This is a genomic window from Citrobacter freundii complex sp. CFNIH9, from assembly GCF_002903305.1.
Classification (GTDB): Bacteria; Pseudomonadota; Gammaproteobacteria; order Enterobacterales; family Enterobacteriaceae; genus Citrobacter; species Citrobacter portucalensis.
This window is the reverse complement of sequence record NZ_CP026238.1, coordinates 1,132,510-1,153,943: the sequence shown is the minus strand read 5'-3', so window position 1 is coordinate 1,153,943 and position 21,434 is coordinate 1,132,510. Positions and strand designations below refer to the sequence as shown.

The 21,434-nt window shown below is 53.0% G+C and carries 9 protein-coding genes; 6 read left to right on the top strand and 3 right to left on the bottom strand.

Going from position 1 to position 21,434, the window contains the following annotated elements; translation table 11 throughout:
* Positions 1-255: 255 nt before the first annotated feature.
* The 5 genes from C2U43_RS05765 to C2U43_RS29330 are packed head-to-tail and all read left to right on the top strand — an operon-like array spanning position 256 to position 5,116.
* Positions 256-2,448 carry a putative bifunctional diguanylate cyclase/phosphodiesterase gene (locus tag C2U43_RS05765; RefSeq protein ID WP_103284798.1) on the top strand — a complete coding sequence of 731 codons (2,193 nt, stop codon included), beginning with the start codon at positions 256-258 and terminating at the stop codon, positions 2,446-2,448.
* Positions 2,441-3,373 (top strand): amino acid ABC transporter substrate-binding protein, encoded by a 933-nt coding sequence (locus tag C2U43_RS05760; protein ID WP_071446382.1) that lies wholly within the window; start codon positions 2,441-2,443, stop codon positions 3,371-3,373. Before C2U43_RS05765 ends, C2U43_RS05760 begins: the two co-directional genes overlap by 8 nt.
* Before the next feature lie 7 nt (positions 3,374-3,380).
* Positions 3,381-4,250, top strand: coding sequence for a transporter substrate-binding domain-containing protein (locus C2U43_RS05755; protein WP_225280790.1), 870 nt, complete (start codon positions 3,381-3,383; stop codon positions 4,248-4,250).
* 2 nt (positions 4,251-4,252) lie between these two features.
* Positions 4,253-4,945, top strand: coding sequence for a cysteine protease LapG (lapG, locus tag C2U43_RS05750; protein ID WP_442861431.1), 693 nt, complete (start codon positions 4,253-4,255; stop codon positions 4,943-4,945).
* Positions 4,946-4,954: 9 nt separating this feature from the next.
* Positions 4,955-5,116 carry a hypothetical protein gene (locus C2U43_RS29330; protein ID WP_158654526.1) on the top strand — a complete coding sequence of 54 codons (162 nt, stop codon included), beginning with the start codon at positions 4,955-4,957 and terminating at the stop codon, positions 5,114-5,116.
* Between the two features lie 5 nt (positions 5,117-5,121).
* Here C2U43_RS29330 and C2U43_RS05745 read toward each other — a convergent pair whose 3' ends face one another.
* Positions 5,122-6,153 (bottom strand): IS630-like element ISEc33 family transposase, encoded by a 1,032-nt coding sequence (locus C2U43_RS05745; RefSeq protein WP_001752311.1) that lies wholly within the window; start codon positions 6,151-6,153, stop codon positions 5,122-5,124.
* 85 nt (positions 6,154-6,238) lie between these two features.
* Here C2U43_RS05745 and C2U43_RS05740 point away from each other — a divergent pair, with 85 nt between their 5' ends.
* Positions 6,239-8,044 (top strand): bifunctional diguanylate cyclase/phosphodiesterase, encoded by a 1,806-nt coding sequence (locus tag C2U43_RS05740; protein ID WP_327004446.1) that lies wholly within the window; start codon positions 6,239-6,241, stop codon positions 8,042-8,044.
* Positions 8,045-8,121: 77 nt separating this feature from the next.
* On the opposite strand, the gene C2U43_RS05735 is transcribed toward C2U43_RS05740, so the two are convergent.
* Complete coding sequence (locus tag C2U43_RS05735) at positions 8,122-8,397, bottom strand: hypothetical protein (RefSeq protein ID WP_003825832.1); 276 nt, start codon at positions 8,395-8,397, stop codon at positions 8,122-8,124.
* A 62-nt stretch (positions 8,398-8,459) separates the two neighbouring features.
* Positions 8,460-21,416: a retention module-containing protein gene (locus C2U43_RS05730; protein WP_103284795.1), complete on the bottom strand. Its 12,957-nt coding sequence runs from the start codon at positions 21,414-21,416 to the stop codon at positions 8,460-8,462.
* Between the last annotated feature and the right edge of the window lie 18 nt (positions 21,417-21,434).

Sequence of the window (21,434 nt, the reverse complement as noted above, 5' to 3'; positions counted from 1 at the left end):
ACATTAATATCCTGAAAGGGGCATTCAGAAAATGTATTTTTATGTACACTTTTGCCTATTGACGAAAAGAGCAGCGTTATCTATATTCGCATACCGTTATTTTTGTCATTACTCACCATGGTTCAATGTTAGTTATTTGTTACGTCATTACGTTTCACATCTTTCATCTACTTATTTGCAACAATAATATTCCATCAAGTAATAACAGAAATTAATTTTAGCACCGAACAATCTTTTCAGGAATTAACATAATCCGTGGCAAAGTCTCTGTTTTCCCTTAAAGCAATAAAAGGGTGGCAACATTCAATCACTGGCAAAATAACGCAATTCTTGCTGGCGGGTATCGTTATTGCGTTTAGTGCTGGCGCGTTTACCAACTGGAGCCTGATAGATAACTTTTCTTATCAGCAGTGGGTACAGCGGGCTGAAGCGAATGCACAGATTATGACCTACATCATCCGCAACGTGTATACCACCGTTTCGGTCGAAACCAGCGATGCAGGGCAGATATCCCGCATTGTCTCCGACAGACAGATTGGTGACACCGACTCTATTATGCAAACCGGTTATAACCCGGTTGACGTTCTGGCACTGGCATCAGTACAGACGCATAGCCCCACCTGGTTGTTTCTGTATACGCCGGAGAAAGGGTTTGTTGGCATCAACAACAAGTCAGAAGAGGGTGAAGGGATCATCTCTTTCCCCGGTCGTCTGCCGCGCGATGTGCTGGGTAACTACTATGTTGGCTTCGCCCAAATTAATGGCGAAGAGTGCTTTATCAGCGCCGTTCCTATTTTGACGCCTTCAGGTGAGATCCTCGGTAGCCTGATAAGCAGCATTGGTAAAAAAAGCGATCTCTACGCCACCTACGATGCGATGCTGAAAAAAAGCAGTATCATTTTTGTCCTGATTTTGCTGGTAACGCTGGCACTGGTCACGATGTTTATGCGCCGTTTATTCCGTCCGGTTCCGCTGCTGATTAACTCCCTTACCCGCATCGCCCATGAAGAGACGGACTGTATAACGCCCTATCTTGATCAGGACGATGAGATTGGACATCTGGCCGGGGCGATTGAAAAATTGCGCGTCGCCATGAAAGAACGTGGCTATCTGCAACGAATGCATGAAATGTCGCAAAAGATGGAGCATATGGCCCATCATGATTCACTGACCGGATTGCCCAACCGCGTTTCGTTTGGCCAGGCGTTAGATAAGCGCGTCAGTGAAATCCATCAGGATGAAAAACCGTTTAACCTGCTGTTGATTGACCTCGACAACTTCAAACCAGTAAACGACACCTTTGGTCATAAAGCGGGCGATGAGCTGTTAATCAGCGTTGCCCAGCGCCTGCAGCTCTTGCTGGGACCTAACGATATCGCAGCGCGTCTGGGCGGTGATGAATTCGCCATTCTGCAACATGTCAGCGATAACGCCATCAAAGAAGCGAATCGGCTGGCGAAGCGGATTATTCGTGCGCTGAGCACCCCGTTTACCTGGAGTACGCATACTTTTTCCATCAGCTGCAGTATCGGTATCACCACCGCGCCGTATCAGAGCAATAATACCTCGGCGTTGATGATCAATGCCGACCTTGCCATGTACGCCTCAAAACATCATGGCCGGGGTTGCTTCCATTTCTTCGAAGACGGCATGGTGATGAAGCATACCCACAGTCTGTTTATTAATCAGGAAATCATCGATGGTATTGATAACAAGGAATTCGAGCTTCATTACCAGCCAATCATCAATCTGGAAGATGAAAGCGTATATGGCTACGAATCGCTGATACGCTGGAATCATCCCACCAAGGGTCTGATTTACCCTGATTATTTTATCAACATCGCCGAGAACTCCGGTCTGATTGTCCGTTTGGGCGAATGGATTATTCGTCAGTCCTGTGAAGCCGCTGCCAAATGGCCGGAGCGTATCAGGGTAGCCGTCAATATATCGGCCTACCAGCTGCACAGCCCAGGACTGGTTGACGTTATCAAAGATGCGTTACGCATCAGTCAACTTTCAGCCGAGCGCCTTGAAATAGAAATTACCGAATCCGAAAAGCTGGATAAGTCGATTGCCTTGCCCGTGCTGCAAGAGATCCGCTCACTGGGCATTGAAATCGCGATGGATGATTTAGGCACCGGCTACGCGGCGCTGGATTATCTGCTGATCTATCCTTTCACTCGCATCAAGATTGCGCGCACGCTGGTCGATAAGCTCCAGCAAGATAATGCCAGTCAGTATTTGATTGTGATGCTGATTCAGTTTGCCCATAAGTACAATATGTCGGTCACCGCTGAAGGGGTAGAAACCGCGCAGCAGCGTGACATTCTGCGCGACATTGAGTGCCAGAATGTTCAGGGCTATTTCTTTAGCTATCCGCTGCGCGAGCGTGAAGTGCTTTCCGCATTTGCCAAAGAGGTCATTGAAGAAGGACTGTGCAATGTCTGACTTCTTTCGCCCGGTAAAGCGCATGCTGACGATTTTTGCCCTGTTAATTGTTTCAGCAACGCCATGCTTAGCAGGCTCAGCCCTGCCGTTGCACACGCTGGAGCAAATCGCCAGCAAGAAAAGCATTACCCTTGGTTATCAGGATGATGCGTTTCCTTTCTCCTGGCAGAATGGCAACGTACCTGCCGGCTATTCCATTGATATTTGCAACAGTATCGTCAGCGCGCTCAAGACAAAACTTCAGCTTAAAAACCTGAAGGTCGAGTGGGTAAAAGCTAACTCGGCCTCGCAGTTTGTCCTGATTAAAAATCACATGGCAGACATCATGTGTATCCCGGCCTTTTATTCGAAAAGTCGCCACAGCATTAGCGAGTTCTCGCTGCCGTTTTATTTTTCAAGTACCCGCTTCGTCATGCGTAAAAATGAAAGCAACGACAATCTGGCAGAGCTTTCCGGACATAGCGTACTGGTAAAAAGCGGCACGATTTACGTTGAGCAACTGCAAAAAGTGAATGCCGCCAATGACCTGGATATTAATATTCAACTCGATACCAACAACATTACCGCCTTCAATGAACTGAAGAATGGTGAGTATTCTGCACTGATCTCCAGTACGGTTTTACTCAAAGGGATGATCGCGCAAACGCCTAATCCTGGAGACTATAAACTTTCCGACATTGCGCTCAGCGCCCCGCTACCGGCCGGCTTGTTACTCCCGTTACACGATAAAGAATTTAAAGAATTTGTTGATGACACTCTCTCCTCGCTGATGGCCAGCAACGAATTTACTGCGCTGTACAATAAATGGTTTCAGTCACCGATCCCGCCGAAAGCCATTAATTTAAACATTCCCATGTCAGATAACCTGAAAGCATTAACGTCTGCTAAAAAGAAGATCAGTTTTGATTATGAAAAATATAATTAATCGTGAGATGACAAGGGTGAACCGCATAGTGCAATGGCTGTTTTTACTGGCAGGCATCGGTATCACCCCCGCGCTGATGGCGCAGCAGAACGCCGCGACGCTCGATCATATTCAGAACAGCAGCGTGCTCAACGTGGGTTATCGCCAGCTGCCACCGTTTTCTTTTACTGACCACAATGGCAAAGTCACGGGTTATACCATCGCGGTATGTAACATGATTGCCGATAAGTTGCGCCAGTATTTGAAGCTCAACAGCTTAACCATTCATTATATTCCCGTGAATTTTGCAGAACGCTTCTCCGCATTAAACACACGGAAAATAGATATGGACTGTGGTGTAAATACTAACGCACCGGAGCGGACCTCCAGCGTTTCATTTTCGCTCAACTACTACACCGCGAAAATGCGTATCATCTCTTTGCGTAAAAATAATATAAATTCAATTGCCGATCTAAAAGGACGCACGGTAAGTCTGACCGGTAGCTCTAAAGATTTGCTGGAATTTAATAAAGCCAACAGAGAGCAACACCTTAATATTTCAACGATTACCACCACCACCATAAACGGCGCATTTGAGAAAATGGCGCATAATGAATCCGCCGCTTTCTTTGTCGATGACATTCTGGCCTGGCCGCTGATTAATCATAGCGAGCAACCTGAACTGTTCAGCGTCTCTTCTGAGAGCATCGGCAATGAGATGCACTATGCCATTATGATGAGGAAAAACGATCCGCAGTTTGTGACGTTTGTTGACAGTACGCTGAAAGATTTTTTTGCCTCGCCGGCCAACGTGCAATTACGTAAAAAGTGGTTGTCCCCCTGGTCCTGCGAAAAGCTGAAAAACCCGTCACCGGGCAGTTGCCAGCATAGCCATTGAACATTATCCGCCGCTGCTTACGCCACCGCCTGCTACGCCTGTGGAAAATCCCCGGGACGCTGCTGCTATTGCTGTCAGCCCATTCGCTACGCGCGGCCTGGGATTTTGCCAATATTCAACAAAAGTCCGATGCGCTATATGGCCCGGCAACACCAGAAGCACAGCAACGGATCCGCGCCTGGCAACAGCTTCTGCTCCAGTTGCGTAATGCTGACGAGCAAACGCAATTACGCACCGTAAACCAATTCTTTAACGAGAAGATCCGCTATACCGAAGATATTGATGTCTGGCATAACGTCGATTACTGGGCAACCCCTATCGAGTCGCTGCGCAAAGGTGAGGCGGATTGTGAAGACTACGCAATCGCCAAATATTTCACCCTCCGCCAGTTGGGCGTGTCAGAAGACAAACTTCGCATCACCTACGTTAAAGCCCTGCGTTTAAATCGCGCGCATATGGTGCTCACCTGGTACGCCACCCCTGGGGCGATTCCTCTGGTGCTCGACAGCCTGGCCAGCACCATTTCGCCTGCTACGCAGCGCATGGACTTATTACCCGTCTACTCCTTTAACAACACTGGCCTTTGGCTTCCCGGCAATCAAAACAATAAACGCGTTGGGGACAGCAAGAGGCTTTCTCGCTGGCAGCAAGTTTTCACCAAAATGCGGGAAGAAGGCTTCCCGATGGATAAATAGGAATCGCCCGTGTCTCTTTTTAAACAGTTACTTCTGGCAATCTCTCTCTTTATGATGGTTGTGTTCAGCGGCAATTTTATTGTGACGCTGGAGAGTTCTCGCAATCAGTCCAATAACCAACTCCTTTCACATGCCCAGGATGCCGCAACGGCGCTAAATAGCTGCGCCTAATACCGCTACACTTTTGCCTGACCATGTTTTCCTCCGGGGAATGGGCTGGCGGTTTCCATAAAATGGCGGACCTTTTTCAGTAACTGCCACATTGAGCGGCACTGATGATTACGGGTTATCGTGTCATGAAGTGCCTGCCATAGCTGTTCCACATGATTCACCCACGGCGAGTAAACCGGCTGGTAAATTACCCTGAACTTGGGATTTGCTTTCAACCAGCGCTGTGTTTCGCGGCTTTTATGGATAATGTAGTTATCAACGATCAGCGTGATTGTTTTCGCCCGCCGGTAAGTGGCTTTCAGGTGCTTCAGCAGAGCGATAAACAGCGCTGAACTTTTGCTGTTGCCGCCCACGTAGCTGACTTTACCCGTGCCACTGTGCAGTGCGCCGGCCAGATAGTATTTTTCGTTCTGCCCCGGCGTCACTACCCGTTTCTGCTGTCCGCGCAACTGCCAGTCCGCACCGATTTTAGGATTAAGGTGGATATCCACTTCATCTTCATAAAATACCGGATGCTCTGCGCTGCATTCATCCAGCGCTTTGTGGATTACCGCCATCTTTTCATCTTTATGTGGGTCACGGATACGCAGAGTTGGCGCGGCCCTGCGCCATACAAGCCCCGCAGATGGCAACCAGCGGCGAACGGTTCCTGCATGTAACTGGCAACCGGTTATCTCATTGATTTTTATTGCCAGTAATTCGGTGCTCCAGCGTGAACGTTGATAACCAAAATCGCCGGGAGAATGCTTTATCAGCTCACGTAACAGGGTGCAGATATGTTCAAAAGGCCAGCGTCGGGAGCGCCCTGCGGGTAAGGATTTCAGGCCTTCAATACCTGAGTGCGTAAACCAGTTAATCCAGCGACCAACGGATGAACGGGCACAACAGAGAGTTCTGGCAACATCGCTGACCCGTTCACCCCGATGAAGCATCAGCATGGCCGTGAGTCTGCGGGCATGATTTTTATCACGCGTTTTATGAATAGCTTTCTGCATCAGGCGTCGTTCGCCACGGGGTATTGGTACTATGATCGGCATCGCTCAGTCCGGTTGGTGATTTTGGTTGGTTTGGCGATTGATCAGATCGCACAATCCGGGCTGAGTTCCCTTTCAGTGATCTACTATTCCGCGCAGCTATTTAGGCGTTTCGCTGACGCCCAACGTCAACGACCCGGCAATGATCGAGCTGATGGTCAGCTCCATTTTCGATAGCGGCTACTACAAAAAAATCCGCATCGTCGATCTGGCAAACGGCAAAATAATGCTTGAGCGTAGCGCGGTAGCGACAATTCCCAACGTTCCCGGTTGGTTCGTCGATCTGGTGGATGTCACCCCGCAAACCGGTGAAGCAACGATTATGCGCGGCTGGCAGCAGGCAGCTCGCGTGGAAGTGACCAGCGATCCTATCTTTGCCGTGCAGCGTCTGTGGGACAATACCTTAGGCAATCTGTTGTGGATGCTGTCCTGTAGCCTTGCCTGCTTAATCGCCGGTATTCTGCTGCTGCGCAAACTGCTGCGCCCACTCAATTACATGGCAAAACAATCCGAAGCTATTACCCGTCGCGAGTTTCTGACACTCCACGAGTTACCCAAAACGCCGGAATTACGCCGCGTTGTAGGCGCCATGAATTTAATGGCAGCTAAGCTTAAATCGTTATTTGAAGAACAAGCTATCTACAGCGAACGCCTGCACAATGAAGCTTATCTCGACAGCCAGACCGGGGTAGCCAACCGCCGGGCATTCGATATGCAGCTCCAGGCGCGACTGAGTGATGCCGATACGGCACCAGGATATCTGATGCTGGTTCGCGTTCAGGATTTAGGTGGCCTGAATCAGCGCTTTGGCGGACCGCATACTGATAAGCTGTTGCTCAACATCGCCAACCTGCTGAACGCACACAGAGAAAAGTATGCCCCTCTCGACAGCACGCTCGCCCGCATTCGCGGCGGTGAATTCGCCCTACTCTGCCCTGGCGTGACGCACGGAGAAATGCTGGAGCTGTGTAATTCATTGTCTCAGAAACTCACGGCCTTTTACGCTACTGGAATGTCAGACCAACAGCCGGTTGCCTATACCAGCATGGTGCCATTCAGCGCCGGAGAAAATGCCCAGTCATTGCTGATCCAGGCCGATCGCCTGCTGGTTGAAGCGGAAACACACACCAACCATCAGGTCGTTCCTACCACCGAAATACCTGCAGCTACAGAAGATCAGCATTTGTGGTTTGTTCGTCTGGAGCATGCGCTGACAAATCAACAGTTTCAGTTGGTTTATCAGCCGGTGGTCGATTGCCGCCAGCCGGACAAAATCCTGCATTACAAGGTACTGTCGCGCATTATTGATGAGCAGGGTAACGCCATTACCGCGGGGCGGTTCTTGCCCTGGATCCACCGCTTTGGCTGGAGTCATCGACTCGATAAAGTCATGTTGAAGCTCACATTGAACCAGTTGAAAACCGCGCCCGGAAAACTAGCGTTGAGTATTTCTGGCAGTTCTGTCGCCAGCGCGACCGCCATTGCAGACCTGCTCAATCCGTTACGGTACTCACCGAAATTAGCCAGCAAGCTGATTCTGGAACTGGATGAAAATCAGTTACCAGGCCCCCATCAGATGGCGGCATTTGTTAAAGCCGTAGGTCAGCATCGCTGCGCGCTGGGACTGCAACACTTCGGTAGCCGTTTCGATATGATCGGTCATCTGTCGCAATGGGGTCTTGCCTATCTGAAAATCGACAGCAGCTATATCCGCAAAATTGATGAGGAAAATGATAAGCGTTTGTTTATTGAAGTATTGTGCAGTGCCACGCGCAGTATTGATTTACCGCTCATTGCCGAGCGAGTTGAAACGGAAGGTGAGCTTATGGTGCTGCAAGAATTAGGGATTGATGGTGCAATGGGGCAATTATTAGGTGAGCCCGCACCATTGTGATAAAACTGGCGTCTTGATACGCCTTTGTATAGCCGGATGGCGCTACGCTTATCCGGCCTACAAACTGCCTGCATCAGCTAAAATATACGATCATCGTTGCCAAGCAGTTGTTCTAACCCGCCAAGTTCCTGGCGCGCGTTCGCGCGATTCATTAATTTAACCTGCGCCATCGGCGGAAGATCGGTAATGGCAATCACGCCTTTACGGATCAACAGGTAAATCAAATCGTCGAGCACGCGAACCATCTCCAGGTCGCTTTTTTGCAGCATCGCTAAAGCCTGCTGGTTGTCATTTTCAGGACTTTTTGCCACGCCTTCTGCCTGCACGTTTGCAGCAGATGAATCAGAATTCATATCAGTGCCTTTTCATTTTGCATGACGCTGCTGCCCTGTTTACACAGGGCAGCAGGCAATCGTTAGTGAGTGTGGTTTTGATCGGGTTTAGCAATCAGGTGATCCAACGAGTAGGTCGGAGAATGCAGATCGCCGCTTGCCGGAGTAGACAGCGCGGTATCTATTCCATGCGCCACTTTTGCCGGACTGGCGATCAGGTGATGATCGCCGCCGCTTTGAATGTACTTCGCAATATCCACACCTTCATGCAGTTCACGCGCCAGATCGCTGAGATCGACTTTTTCAAGCACCCCCTTCGCCTTATCATCGGCGCTGAGTACCGCTGTCGCCTGACCGTGTCCGGTCGCTGCTGGTGCATAAGACAGAGATAATGCGTTGTCGTCGAACAGGTTATGCAGCGCCTGTTGCATCGCAGCATGATTCCCTTTATCCACCGTATGTCCTTTCACTGGTGCAGGCTCGTCCATCGTCACGTTCAGCGTTTGGCTATAAGGCGTAATATTACCGTGGTTATCATGCGCCTCGACCAATACGTTCACACGGTTATGACCGGCACGGAATGCGGAGGTATCGGCCTCAATGTCATAGGTCAACCCATTAATACCCTGATGAAGAATGGCATCGTACTGATGACCATTTACCAGCGCTTTAATATGATCGCCATCATTTACATCACCGCTTACGCTGCCGGTAATATGCGTGACGGTATCGTGTGATTCGGCACGCGAGATGTGGTTATCACCGGCGATCTTATCTACCACGATACTGGCGTCAGCGTGTGTATCAAGGACGATGGTTTTGTGATCGCTCACATCGATTGTATTACCCGCGTCGTCGTGTAACGTCGTTTTCACATCAATATCATTGATACCTTCCTTCAGATATGCGCTCTGGACAGCAACCTGGTAAACCGTTGATGATCCAGGTGCCAGCGTAGCCTTCATAAGGTGACCGTTGATATTCACTTCAACAACATCGGTAGAATGGGTATCCCCAGAGACCGTAAAGCGAATCACTGTGTCTGACTGCGATTCTTTCAGGTTAACGACGTTATCTGCTGCGATGCCGTCATTGATAGTAATCGCACCATCGGCATGAGTATCCAGCACCACGTTTTTCTGATCGTGCACGTCTAACGTATTCCCTGCGTCATCGTGTAACGTCGTTTTCACCTCAATCTTATTATCGCCCTCATTCAGATACGTTCCCGGAACCGCAACCTGATAAACCGTCGAGGAGCCAGGTACCAACGAAGCCTTCATGTTGTTGCCATTGACGCTAACATCAACGACATCGGTCGGGTGAGTGTCGCCGGAAACCGTAAATTTAATCACCGTGTCTGACTTCGATTCATTCAGGTTAACGACGTTGTCGCCTGCGATGTGGTCATTAATGGTAATTGCACCGTTGGCCTGCTCATCAACGGAATAGGTATGTGTCGATTTTGCGGTGAACGGGTTCCCCGGCGCGTCATGGCCGGTAAGCTCAACGTCAATAACTTTGTGCGCATCACTACGTAGAACCGCCGAATCCACGTTAATCTGATAGCCCAGACCGCCGCCGCTCAGGGTGATGACGCTCCCTTGATACTTATGCCCGCCGATGGTCAAGGTAACCGGATCATAAAGCTGCGCGTCACCGCCGACATGGCCGGTGATGGTCACCTTCTGCCCCGACAGCTCCTGGTGGTTGAGGACGTTATCCACCGTGATGCTGTCAATGTCGACGCTACCTGAAGCCACGCGGTCGATGAGGATCGTCTTATCGGTATCAATCTGCTGGCGGTTACCGGCATCGTCATGGGCGACGACATGGGCAGTAATATGCTGGTCATGAACCAAATCAACCGTACTGACTTCAACGCGGAACACCTTCTTACCGCCGCTGTCGGAGACTATCGCCGGCAGATCTTTGCCATTGACGGTGACGGTAACCTGATCGCCGACCTCAACGTCGCCGGTCACAGAACCGGTGATGATGGTGGTCGGTTGCCCGGCGTCAACGTTATTCAACACGTCATCATTGGACACTGGGTCCAGGACAATTGTCGCATCCACGCGATCGTCAATTATCACGGTTTTGTCATACGTCGCAGTCTGGATATTCCCTGCCGTATCATGACCCGTCACGCTGACATGAATAGTCGGATCAGTCTGAAGATCCGTGGTACTCACGAATGCTTTATACCCCAACTGCCCGTTCATATGCGGCAGCTCAATGACAGTGGCCTCAACCTGGTTGCCATTAACGGTGATATAGACCTTGTCGTTTTTGTGTACGTCACCATCCACGGTACCGCTGACTTCAACCTTGCCAGCCTGAATCTCAGCGGCATTGATAACGTCGTCACCGCCCACGGTATTAACCGTTACCGCTGCCGATGCCGTGGTATCGACAGAAAACGCTTTGATGATACTGGTGTCCTGAACGTTGCCAGCCTTGTCGTGGCCGGTCACTTTAGCGTCGATGGTATGGTCAGCTACCAGGTCTGACGTATTTACATCAACTGTGTAGTGATTACTTGCATTAATAACGGCATTGTAATCATGACCATTGACCGTCAAGGTCACGTTTTCACCGGGTTTAACATCGCCGGAAACGGAACCACTCACCGTGGTCTTTGCTTGTCCAACTTCTTGCGAGTTCAGTACGTTATCAGTTGTGATGTTATCAATCGTAACGCCCGCATCAGCGTTGAGATCGACCTCAACGTGCTTCGACGTCGAGTCAGTACCAGTGTTTCCGGCAGCATCGGTAGCGCTTACCGACGCGGTAATGTCCGGGTTATTACGCAGATCGTTGATGCTGACATCCTGCGACCAGACCCATCCCGTGGTGCCTGCATGTACCACAGCGGTTAAAGTATTACCATTCACCTGCAGCGAGACTACGCTACCGTCATGGATGCCTTCGCCGCTGACCGTACCGCTGATCGTTGTTGTGCCGCTTTTCGCTTCCGAACCATTGATAACGTCATCACCGGCGACATTGTCCATGGTGATGTGGACTGGGTTATCGATATCGACCTGAATGGTTTTCAGCACGCTCGAGGTGTCGCTACCCGCGGAGTTACTGACGGTAATTGATACCTCAAATGTCGGGTGCGCCTTAAGTACGTCGGTAGGAACATCAACCTGATAGCCTAATTCACCCGGCAGGCCAGGAATCGCGATCATTTTGCCAGGGTATTGATTGCCGTTAATGGTGACAATAACCGTATCATTGACGCTTACATCCCCAGTTATCAGACCACGAATCGGCGTAGTGGATTTACCCTCTTCAACTTGGTTGATTACATCATCGCCCGTCACCGGATCGACGGTGAGGTGGACATGCGGTTTCTGTGGTAGCGAGGTTCCTGTGCCGGTTGTAGATGTAGTGATTGGCGGCAAATTGGTATTAAAACTGCTACCGCCAGCAACAGGAATTTGTGCTACCCAAGGTAGGTCATAATATTGATGTGCCACCGCCATAGCGACATTGCCATGATTGTCGTGGCCAATGACAGTTACAGTAATATTGCCGTCATCATCCCAATAATCAGTGCTAATGTTCAGTGTGTATCCCAGCTTCCCATCCGGTAAGGTGATAACAGTGGTGTCCAATCTGTTTCCATGACCTACGTCAATATGGATAAGATCGCCGAATTGCGCATCATGATCAACATGTCCCACAACCGTCACATAATCAGGTCTGGCTCCAGCAGCAAGGTCTTGCGGAACCCAGTTTTTAGCTGAGTCAATAGTGATGCCAATCTGAGCAACGGTATCAATCTCCACCGGCCTATCATCATGCCCGTACGCAACGTTGCCAGCCGCATCCTTTGCCGTCACCTCGGCATGGATATTCGGATCCATCAGCAGATCGAGCGTTGAAACCTGAGTGCTAAACACGTGCTGACCGTTGCTGCCATCCTGCACCGGGGCATAGTAGGTCTGATGGTTGATGGTCAGTTCAACCAGATCCCCCACTCGTACATCGCCACCCACGGTACCGGTCACGGTGGTCAGCGGGTTATGCGCATCTTTGTAGCTGATAACATCATCATTATGATCCGTCACCAGCGGGTCAATATGGACGATAGCCTCGGCGCGATCGTCTATTTTCACCGTGCTTGTCGCATCCGCCGTCGCGGTATTTCCTGCGGCATCATGGGTGGTAATCGTCGCCGTAATATTTGGATCGTTTTTCAGCCACTGGGTATCAACCTCGATGCTATAGCCCAGCGCCCCCAGCTTCGGCAGTTCAACAACCGTCGCATCGACTGCATGGCCGCCAATCACCAGATGAACGATATTCCCCTTTTGCGCATCGCCGCCCACCGTACCGCTGATGATCGTTTTCGGCGCCTGCAGTTCAGTACCGTTCAGAACGTCATCACCCGTCACGCGATCGATGGTGATTGCGGCAACGGCCCGGTCATCCAGATTAACGTCATGGTGCGCCACCACATGCGCATGGTTCTTCGCTGCATCGGTAACGTCCATGGAAACTTCAATATGCGGGCTGGCGACCAGATCGGCGGTATTGACGATAATACGGTAGCCCAGATGACCACCGATATCGTCCACCGACCCCTTATAAGTGACGCCGTTGATCGTCATGACCAGCGGGTCACCCTTGTGAACTTCACCGGTCACGGTGCCGGTCACGACGGTGGTGGTCTGATGCTGCTCATCATAATTCAGCGTGTTGTCTGGCGTAACGGAATCAATAGTAATTGTCGCGTCGATGAGGGTATCGATCACCACCGTGGTCTGAGCATTGGCCGTTGCCGGGTTACCCGCAACATCGGTGGTGCTAACAGTCGCCGTTAAATGCGGGTCGGACAGCAGATCGGCAGTACTGACTTTGATGCTATACCCGAGATGCCCACCCTGATCGATGACTTTCCCGGTCAGAGTGTGACCATTGACGGTCAGATACACGATGTCGTTTACATGCACATCGCCGCCGACTTTACCGGTGACCATCGTAAACTGATTATGCGACTCCGCGCCGTTAATCATATTGTCGCCAGTGACCGGATCGATAGTCAGCAGCGCTTTCGCGTGCAAATCCACCGCCAAATCATGCGTGGCTTCAGCTCTCTGCTGGTTGCCAGCATTATCGACCCCAACCACCTGCGCAACGATATGCGGATCTTTCACCAGATCGCCCGTCAGCACATCCAGCTTATAGCCCAGCGCATTATTGTGCTCCGGGAGTTTCTGTACCGTTGCGTCGTAGTGGTGACCATTGACGGTAACAATCACTTTATCGCCCATGTGCACATCACCAGAAACGGTACCCATCACTTCGGTGGTGTGTTTTGTGGACTCGGCGCCGTTAATCATATTGTCGCCCGCCACGGTATCAATGGTAATCCCTGCCTGGGCGTGGTTATCAATTTTTACTGTATGCGTCGTGGACTTGACAACTTCGTTCCCCACGGCATCGTGCGACGTTACGGTAGCCTTGAAGGTGACATCTTTGTCCTGGTTGCTCTGGTTGTCGCTAAAGTCAGAGGACAGAACCGGGATTTGATACCCCAATTGACCGTTGCCCAGAACGATAACCTTGCCGGTATAGGTGTTACCGTTAATCTCAACGCGCACATCATCGTCAACCTGGGCGTCTTTACCCACGACGCCGCTAACCAACTGCCAGGTCTTGTCCAACTCGAAATGGTTGAGTACGTTATCATCCGTCACCGGATCAATCGTAATCGTCGCTTCCGCGTGCAGATCGATATGCACCATATGGTCGTGCGTTACCGTTGACGGGTTACCGTGTTCATCGACGGTTGAAATGGAGACATGGACCTTCTGGTCGCTGCCATCTTTCAGATTATCGGTGCTGACTTCAATGCTGTAGCCCAGCGAGTGGTTAGAGAGTTCAATAACCTTGCCGCTATAGGTTTTGCCATTGAAGGTTAAGGTGACAACATCGTCTTTCTGCGCATCGCCGCCAACCGGCCCCGTGATGATCGTCTTATGCAGGTCGGACTCGGCTTTACTGATAATGTCATCACTTGCGACGGTATCGATGCCGATAGAGGCGCTGGCGTCCAGATCCAGACCCACGGTACGATCCGCGGTTGCCGTGGTTTCGTTACCATGACTATCCGTGGTGTGAATGCTCGCATGAATCACCGGATCGTTGACCAGGTTCTGGGTGTCCACCGGGATATGATAGCCGAGGCCACCGTTCGCCAGCTTCTCCACCGTGCCTGAGTAGTGCTGACCATTAATCACCAGCTCAACGGTATCGTACTCTTTCGCATCGCCGCTTACCGTGCCGCTGATGGTGGTCTTACCGTTATGGTCCGTCGATTCTTTGATGTTGATGAAGTTATCATCCGTCACGCCATCAATGGTGATATGCGATTGGGTGTACATATCAGCGCTAATGGTTTTCGTCGCAGAATGCGTGACGCTGTTCCCTGCCGCATCGCTGGAGGTGACCGAAATGGTAATTTCCGGATGACTCATCAGCATATGGGTATTCATCGGGAAGCTATAGCCCAGCTTGCCGCCCGCCAGCGTGACAACAACGCCTTGCATCACCGGGACGCCATCCAGCTGCAACTCCACCACATCCCCGGCCGCCGCATCCACGCCGGTGACGGTACCGGCGATCTGCGTGATACCGCCGTTTGCGGAAAACTCCTTGATATTAATAACGTCATCACCGGCAATGGTACCAATATGCACCTGGTTTACCGCAAAGTTGTCGATATGCACGCTGTGGTTGCTGATCGCCGTCACTTCGTTGCCTACCGCATCATGCGAGACAACCGTCGCCCTGATGTTGACATATTTATCCTGGTCGCCCTGGTTGTCGCTGAACGCCGACGGATCGACCGGGATTTGGTAGCCCAGTTTGCCGTTATTCAGCGTAATGACTTCACCCGTAAACGTGCGGCCATTGATCTCAAGCCTGACAACATCATGAACTTTCGCATCCCCGCCGACGGTGCCGGAGATGATTTGCTGAGCCATATTCAGCTCGCTATGGTTCAGGGTGTTATCGGCAGTCACATCATCAACCGTAATGGTTGCCTCTGCGTGCAGATCGATATGCACCGCATGCTCGGCTGTTGCCGTTGCTGGGTTGCCGTGTTTGTCAACGGTTGAGATGGAGACATAAACCTTCTGGTCTCTGCCATCCTGCAGGTTGTCGGTGCTGACAGGAATGCTATAGCCCAGAGAGCCATCAGGCCGTTCAAATACCGTGCCATGATAGGTTTGGCCATTGAAGGTTAAGGTGACGTCATTGCCTTTATGCGCGTCGCCGCCGACCGGCCCGGTGATGGTGGTGGTATGCAGATCGGACTCTGCCTTACTGATAATGTCATCGCCTGCAACGGTATCGATCTCGATAATGGCGCTGGCGTCCAGATCCAGCCCAACGTGGTGTTTCGTCACCGCCGTCATTTCGTTGCCATGCTCGTCCGTGGTATGGATGCTGGCATGAATCACCGGGTTGTTGACCAGGTTCTGGGTATCCACCGGGATATGGTAGACCAGATTGCCGTTCGCCAGCTTCTCCACTTCCCCCGAATAGTGTTGACCATTAATCACCAGCTGAACGGTGTCATGCTCTTTTGCATCGCCGCTCACCGTGCCACTGATGGTGGTCTTGCCGTGATTGTCCGTCGATTCCTTGATGTTGATAAAGTTATCAGCCGTCACGTCATCAATGGTGATATACGACTGCGTATACAGATCGGCGCTGATGGTTTTGGTTTCAGAATGCGTGACGCTGTTCCCTGCCGGATCCGTAGAGGTAACAGAAACCGTAAATTCCGGATGAGTTACCAGCTTATGGCTATTTACCGGGATGCTATAGCCCAGTCCACCGCCCGCCAGCGCGATAACCACACTGTGAATCACCTCGCCGCCCTTCAGTGCCAGGGTAACCGCATCCCCTATCTTCGCATCCACGCCGGTTACGGTACCGGCGATCTGCGTAAAGCCGCCGTTCGCGGAAAATTCCTTAATATTAATAAGGTCATCACCCGCGACGGTATCGATATGTACCGTGTTTTCCGCGAAGTTGTCGATATGCACATCATGGCTGCTGGTGGCAATCGCCAGATTGCCCGCCGCATCGTGGGAGGTGACGCTGACATGGACCGTCACCTCTTTCAGCACATGACCGACGTTGTCAGAGAACGCCGCAGAATCCACCTCGATGCGATAACCGAGGGTATTTTTCCCGGTATCAATCACCTGGCCGTGATACTGGTAGCCGTTAATCTCTACCAGCACCGGGTCGCCCGCTTTCGCGTCTTCCCCGCGCACGTTTCCGGTAATCACCTGCTTCGCCGCCGACAGCTCAGTAAAGTTCAGGGTGTTGTCGGCGGTGACATCATGAATATTGACGGTGTTATGCGCTTTAGTGTCCAGCACCACCGTGGTGTGCTGCACCGCCACCGCGGTGTTGCCTGCCGTATCCACCCCGGTCACTGTCACTTCCACATTATTACTGCCTTCGGTCAGTACCGACGAGTCGACCGCCACTTCATAGCGCAGCGCCCCGTGTTCATCGGTCACCACCAGGCCGGTAAAGGTCCTGCCGTTCACCGCCACCGCAACGTTATCGCCCGGCTGCGCATCCCCGGTCACGGCCCCGCTGATCAGCGTCGGCATCCGCGACTCACTGCGGTTCACGACATTATCCCCTGCCACGGTATCAATGCTGATGGCGTTGGCCGCCTGGGTGTCCAGCACCACCGTGGTGTGCTGCACCGCCACCGCGGTGTTGCCTGCCGTATCCACCCCGGTCACTGTCACTTCCACATTGTTACTGCCTTCGGTCAGTACCGACGAGTCCACCGCCACTTCATAGCGCAGCGCCCCGTGTTCATCGGTCACCACCAGGCCGGTAAAGGTCCTGCCATTCACCGCCACCGCAACGTTATCGCCCGGCTGTGCATCCCCGGTCACGGCCCCGCTGATCAGCGTCGGCATCCGCGATTCACTGCGGTTCACGACATTATCCCCTGCCACGGTATCAATGCTGATGGCGTTGGCCGCCTGGGTATCCAGTACCACCGTGGTGTGCTGCACCGCCACCGCGGTGTTGCCTGCCGTATCCACCCCGGTCACCGTCACTTCCACATTGTTACTGCCTTCGGTCAGTACCGACGAGTCCACCGCCACTTCATAGCGCAGCGCCCCGTGTTCATCGGTCACCACCAGGCCGGTAAAGGTCCTGCCATTCACCGCCACCGCAACGTTATCGCCCGGCTGTGCATCCCCGGTCACGGCCCCGCAGATCAGCGTCGGCATCCGCGACTCACTGCGGTTCACGACATTATCCCCTGCCACGGTATCAATGCTGATGGCGTTGGCCGCCTGGGTATCCAGCACCACCGTGGTGTGCTGCACCGCCACCGCGGTGTTGCCTGCCGTATCCACCCCGGTCACCGTCACTTCCACATTGTTACTGCCTTCGGTCAGTACCGACGAGTCCACCGCCACTTCATAGCGCAGCGCCCCGTGTTCATCGGTCACCACCAGGCCGGTAAAGGTCCTGCCGTTCACCGCCACCGCAACGTTATCGCCCGGCTGTGCATCCCCGGTCACGGCCCCGCTGATCAGCGTCGGCATCCGCGATTCACTGCGGTTCACGACATTATCCCCTGCCACGGTATCAATGCTGATGGCGTTGGCCGCCTGGGTATCCAGCACCACCGTGGTGTGCTGCACCGCCACCGCGGTGTTGCCTGCCGTATCCACCCCGGTCACTGTCACTTCCACATTGTTACTGCCTTCGGTCAGTACCGACGAGTCCACCGCCACTTCATAGCGCAGCGCCCCGTGTTCATCGGTCACCACCAGGCCGGTAAAGGTCCTGCCATTCACCGCCACCGCAACGTTATCGCCCGGCTGTGCATCCCCGGTCACGGCCCCGCTGATCAGCGTCGGCATCCGCGATTCACTGCGGTTCACGACATTATCCCCTGCCACGGTATCAATGCTGATGGCGTTGGCCGCCTGGGTGTCCAGCACCACCGTGGTGTGCTGCACCGCCACCGCGGTGTTGCCTGCCGTATCCACCCCGGTCACCGTCACTTCCACATTGTTACTGCCTTCGGTCAGTACCGACGAGTCCACCGCCACTTCATAGCGCAGCGCCCCGTGTTCATCGGTCACCACCAGGCCGGTAAAGGTCCTGCCATTCACCGCCACCGCAACGTTATCGCCCGGCTGTGCATCCCCGGTCACGGCCCCGCAGATCAGCGTCGGCATCCGCGACTCACTGCGGTTCACGACATTATCCCCTGCCACGGTATCAATGCTGATGGCGTTGGCCGCCTGGGTATCCAGCACCACCGTGGTGTGCTGCACCGCCACCGCGGTGTTGCCTGCCGTATCCACCCCGGTCACCGTCACTTCCACATTGTTACTGCCTTCGGTCAGTACCGACGAGTCCACCGCCACTTCATAGCGCAGCGCCCCGTGTTCATCGGTCACCACCAGGCCGGTAAAGGTCCTGCCATTCACCGCCACCGCAACGTTATCGCCCGGCTGTGCATCCCCGGTCACGGCCCCGCTGATCAGCGTCGGCATCCGCGATTCACTGCGGTTCACGACATTATCCCCTGCCACGGTATCAATGCTGATGGCGTTGGCCGCCTGGGTATCCAGCACCACCGTGGTGTGCTGCACCGCCACCGCGGTGTTGCCTGCCGTATCCACCCCGGTCACTGTCACTTCCACATTGTTACTGCCTTCGGTCAGTACCGACGAGTCGACCGCCACTTCATAGCGCAGCGCCCCGTGTTCATCGGTCACCACCAGGCCGGTAAAGGTCCTGCCATTCACCGCCACCGCAACGTTATCGCCCGGCTGCGCATCCCCGGTCACGGCCCCGCTGATCAGCGTCGGCATCCGCGATTCACTGCGGTTCACGACATTATCCCCTGCCACGGTATCAATGCTGATGGCGTTGGCCGCCTGGGTATCCAGTACCACCGTGGTGTGCTGCACCGCCACCGCGGTGTTGCCTGCCGTATCCACCCCGGTCACCGTCACTTCCACATTGTTACTGCCTTCGGTCAGTACCGACGAGTCGACCGCCACTTCATAGCGCAGCGCCCCGTGTTCATCGGTCACCACCAGGCCGGTAAAGGTCCTGCCGTTCACCGCCACCGCAACGTTATCGCCCGGCTGCGCATCCCCGGTCACGGCCCCGCTGATCAGCGTCGGCATCCGCGATTCACTGCGGTTCACGACATTATCCCCTGCCACGGTATCAATGCTGATGGCGTTGGCCGCCTGGGTATCCAGTACCACCGTGGTGTGCTGCACCGCCACCGCGGTGTTGCCTGCCGTATCCACCCCGGTCACCGTCACTTCCACATTGTTACTGCCTTCGGTCAGTACCGACGAGTCGACCGCCACTTCATAGCGCAGCGCCCCGTGTTCATCGGTCACCACCAGGCCGGTAAAGGTCCTGCCGTTCACCACCACCGCAACGTTATCGCCCGGCTGCGCATCCCCGGTCACCGCCCCGCTGATCAGCGTCGGCATCCGCGACTCACTGCGGTTCACGACATTATCCCCTGCCACGGTATCAATGCTGATGGCGTTGGCCGCCTGGGTGTCCAGTACCACGGTGCGGTGCGTCACGGCAGTGGCTTCATTGCCTACCGCGTCATGGCTTACCAGCGTCACCTGCACATCGTTAGCCCCCTCGTTGAGGGTTGCGGAAGGCACAACGATTTCATAGCGTAGCTGGCCATGATCGTCGAAAACCGTACCGTGAAACGCTTTGCCCTGAATGGTCAACGTGACCGGATCACCCGCTTTCGCATCACCGCTGGCAATGCCAGAAATAATGGTCGGCATACGAAACTCATTAGCGTTGACGACATCATCATTCGCCACCGTTTCAATGGTCACGGCATTTTGCGCATACAGGTCGTTATCGACATGATGATCTGTGGAAACAATGGTGGTATTTCCTGCGTCGTCAGTAGAGGTTAACGTGGCGTGGATGTTCGGTTCATGCAGTAACCCCTGGGTCAGTACCGGGATGGTATAAGTCAGCGTCCCATTTCCTGGGTCGGTAACAACACCGGTATATTCTTTACCATCAACCAATAAAGTAACGATATCGCCGGGTTTAGTATCGCCGCCGACCGACCCGTGGATCAGGGTTTGCGGTTGACGCGACTCTTCGTAGTTAATGAGGTTATCCGGCGTGACATTATCAACGGTAATGTCGATGTGTGGTCCGGTAATATCAATCAGCGCATGATCAAAACTTTCTGCCGTCCGTCCCGTCACATCGGTGGCTATTGCCACCACTGTTACATTTCCCGGGACCAGTCCCCCCAGATCGGTATCAATATTCCAGTGCCCGTTGCTCACCGGAACAGTAACGGTGAATGTGTTTTTTTGGCTATCGGTGAAGGTGAGTGTGATGTGATTTTGATTGCTGGTGCCGCTTAAATGGGTCTGATGGAATTCGCTTTTGTTAATGAAACCGTCGTTGCCGGCAAACTCGGTAATTTGTACCTCAGGCGGGAAAACACTCGCGGAACCTGCGGTAACGCCCCCTATCGGCAGATTGATATCCCAGTTCGGGCTTCCCAGACCTTTGGTGTTAAAACCTGCTGTCGGATCAACCACCTGCCCGGTCAATTCAAGCTGAACCAGAGTGTGCCCCCCGCCGCCACCTTCTAATGTTACCGGTGCTTCATTACCCGCCGCGGTGGCTTCCAGCACCTGCGTCGGGTCAGCGCCATCGGCAATGGCCTTTTGTGCGGCGGCAATATCCTGAGCACTACTTTCCGGATGATGGCTAACCTGTAACCCGTGCTCACCCCAATGGCTATTACGGCCTATATCCAGCGTTTTTCCGTCTGGTAAAGAGATACTTACCGCGCCGCTGGCACCGGTCACAATTTCTTCACCGCTATATACCCTGTCGCCTTCATGAACCAGTCGTTGTGCACCATTGGCGTCAACTACGTAAACCTGTCCAATAATTGCTTTGATCACACCGAGTAATTTGCTCACCGTAACCTCACTTAATTA

Coding starts and splice junctions, on each gene's coding strand:
- C2U43_RS05760 (WP_071446382.1), top strand. CDS start 2,441: ATGTCTGACTTCTTTCGCCCGGTAAAGCGCATGCTGACGATTTTTGCC.
- C2U43_RS05755 (WP_225280790.1), top strand. CDS start 3,381: ATGACAAGGGTGAACCGCATAGTGCAATGGCTGTTTTTACTGGCAGGC.
- C2U43_RS05745 (WP_001752311.1), bottom strand. CDS start 6,153: ATGCCGATCATAGTACCAATACCCCGTGGCGAACGACGCCTGATGCAG.
- C2U43_RS05735 (WP_003825832.1), bottom strand. CDS start 8,397: ATGAATTCTGATTCATCTGCTGCAAACGTGCAGGCAGAAGGCGTGGCA.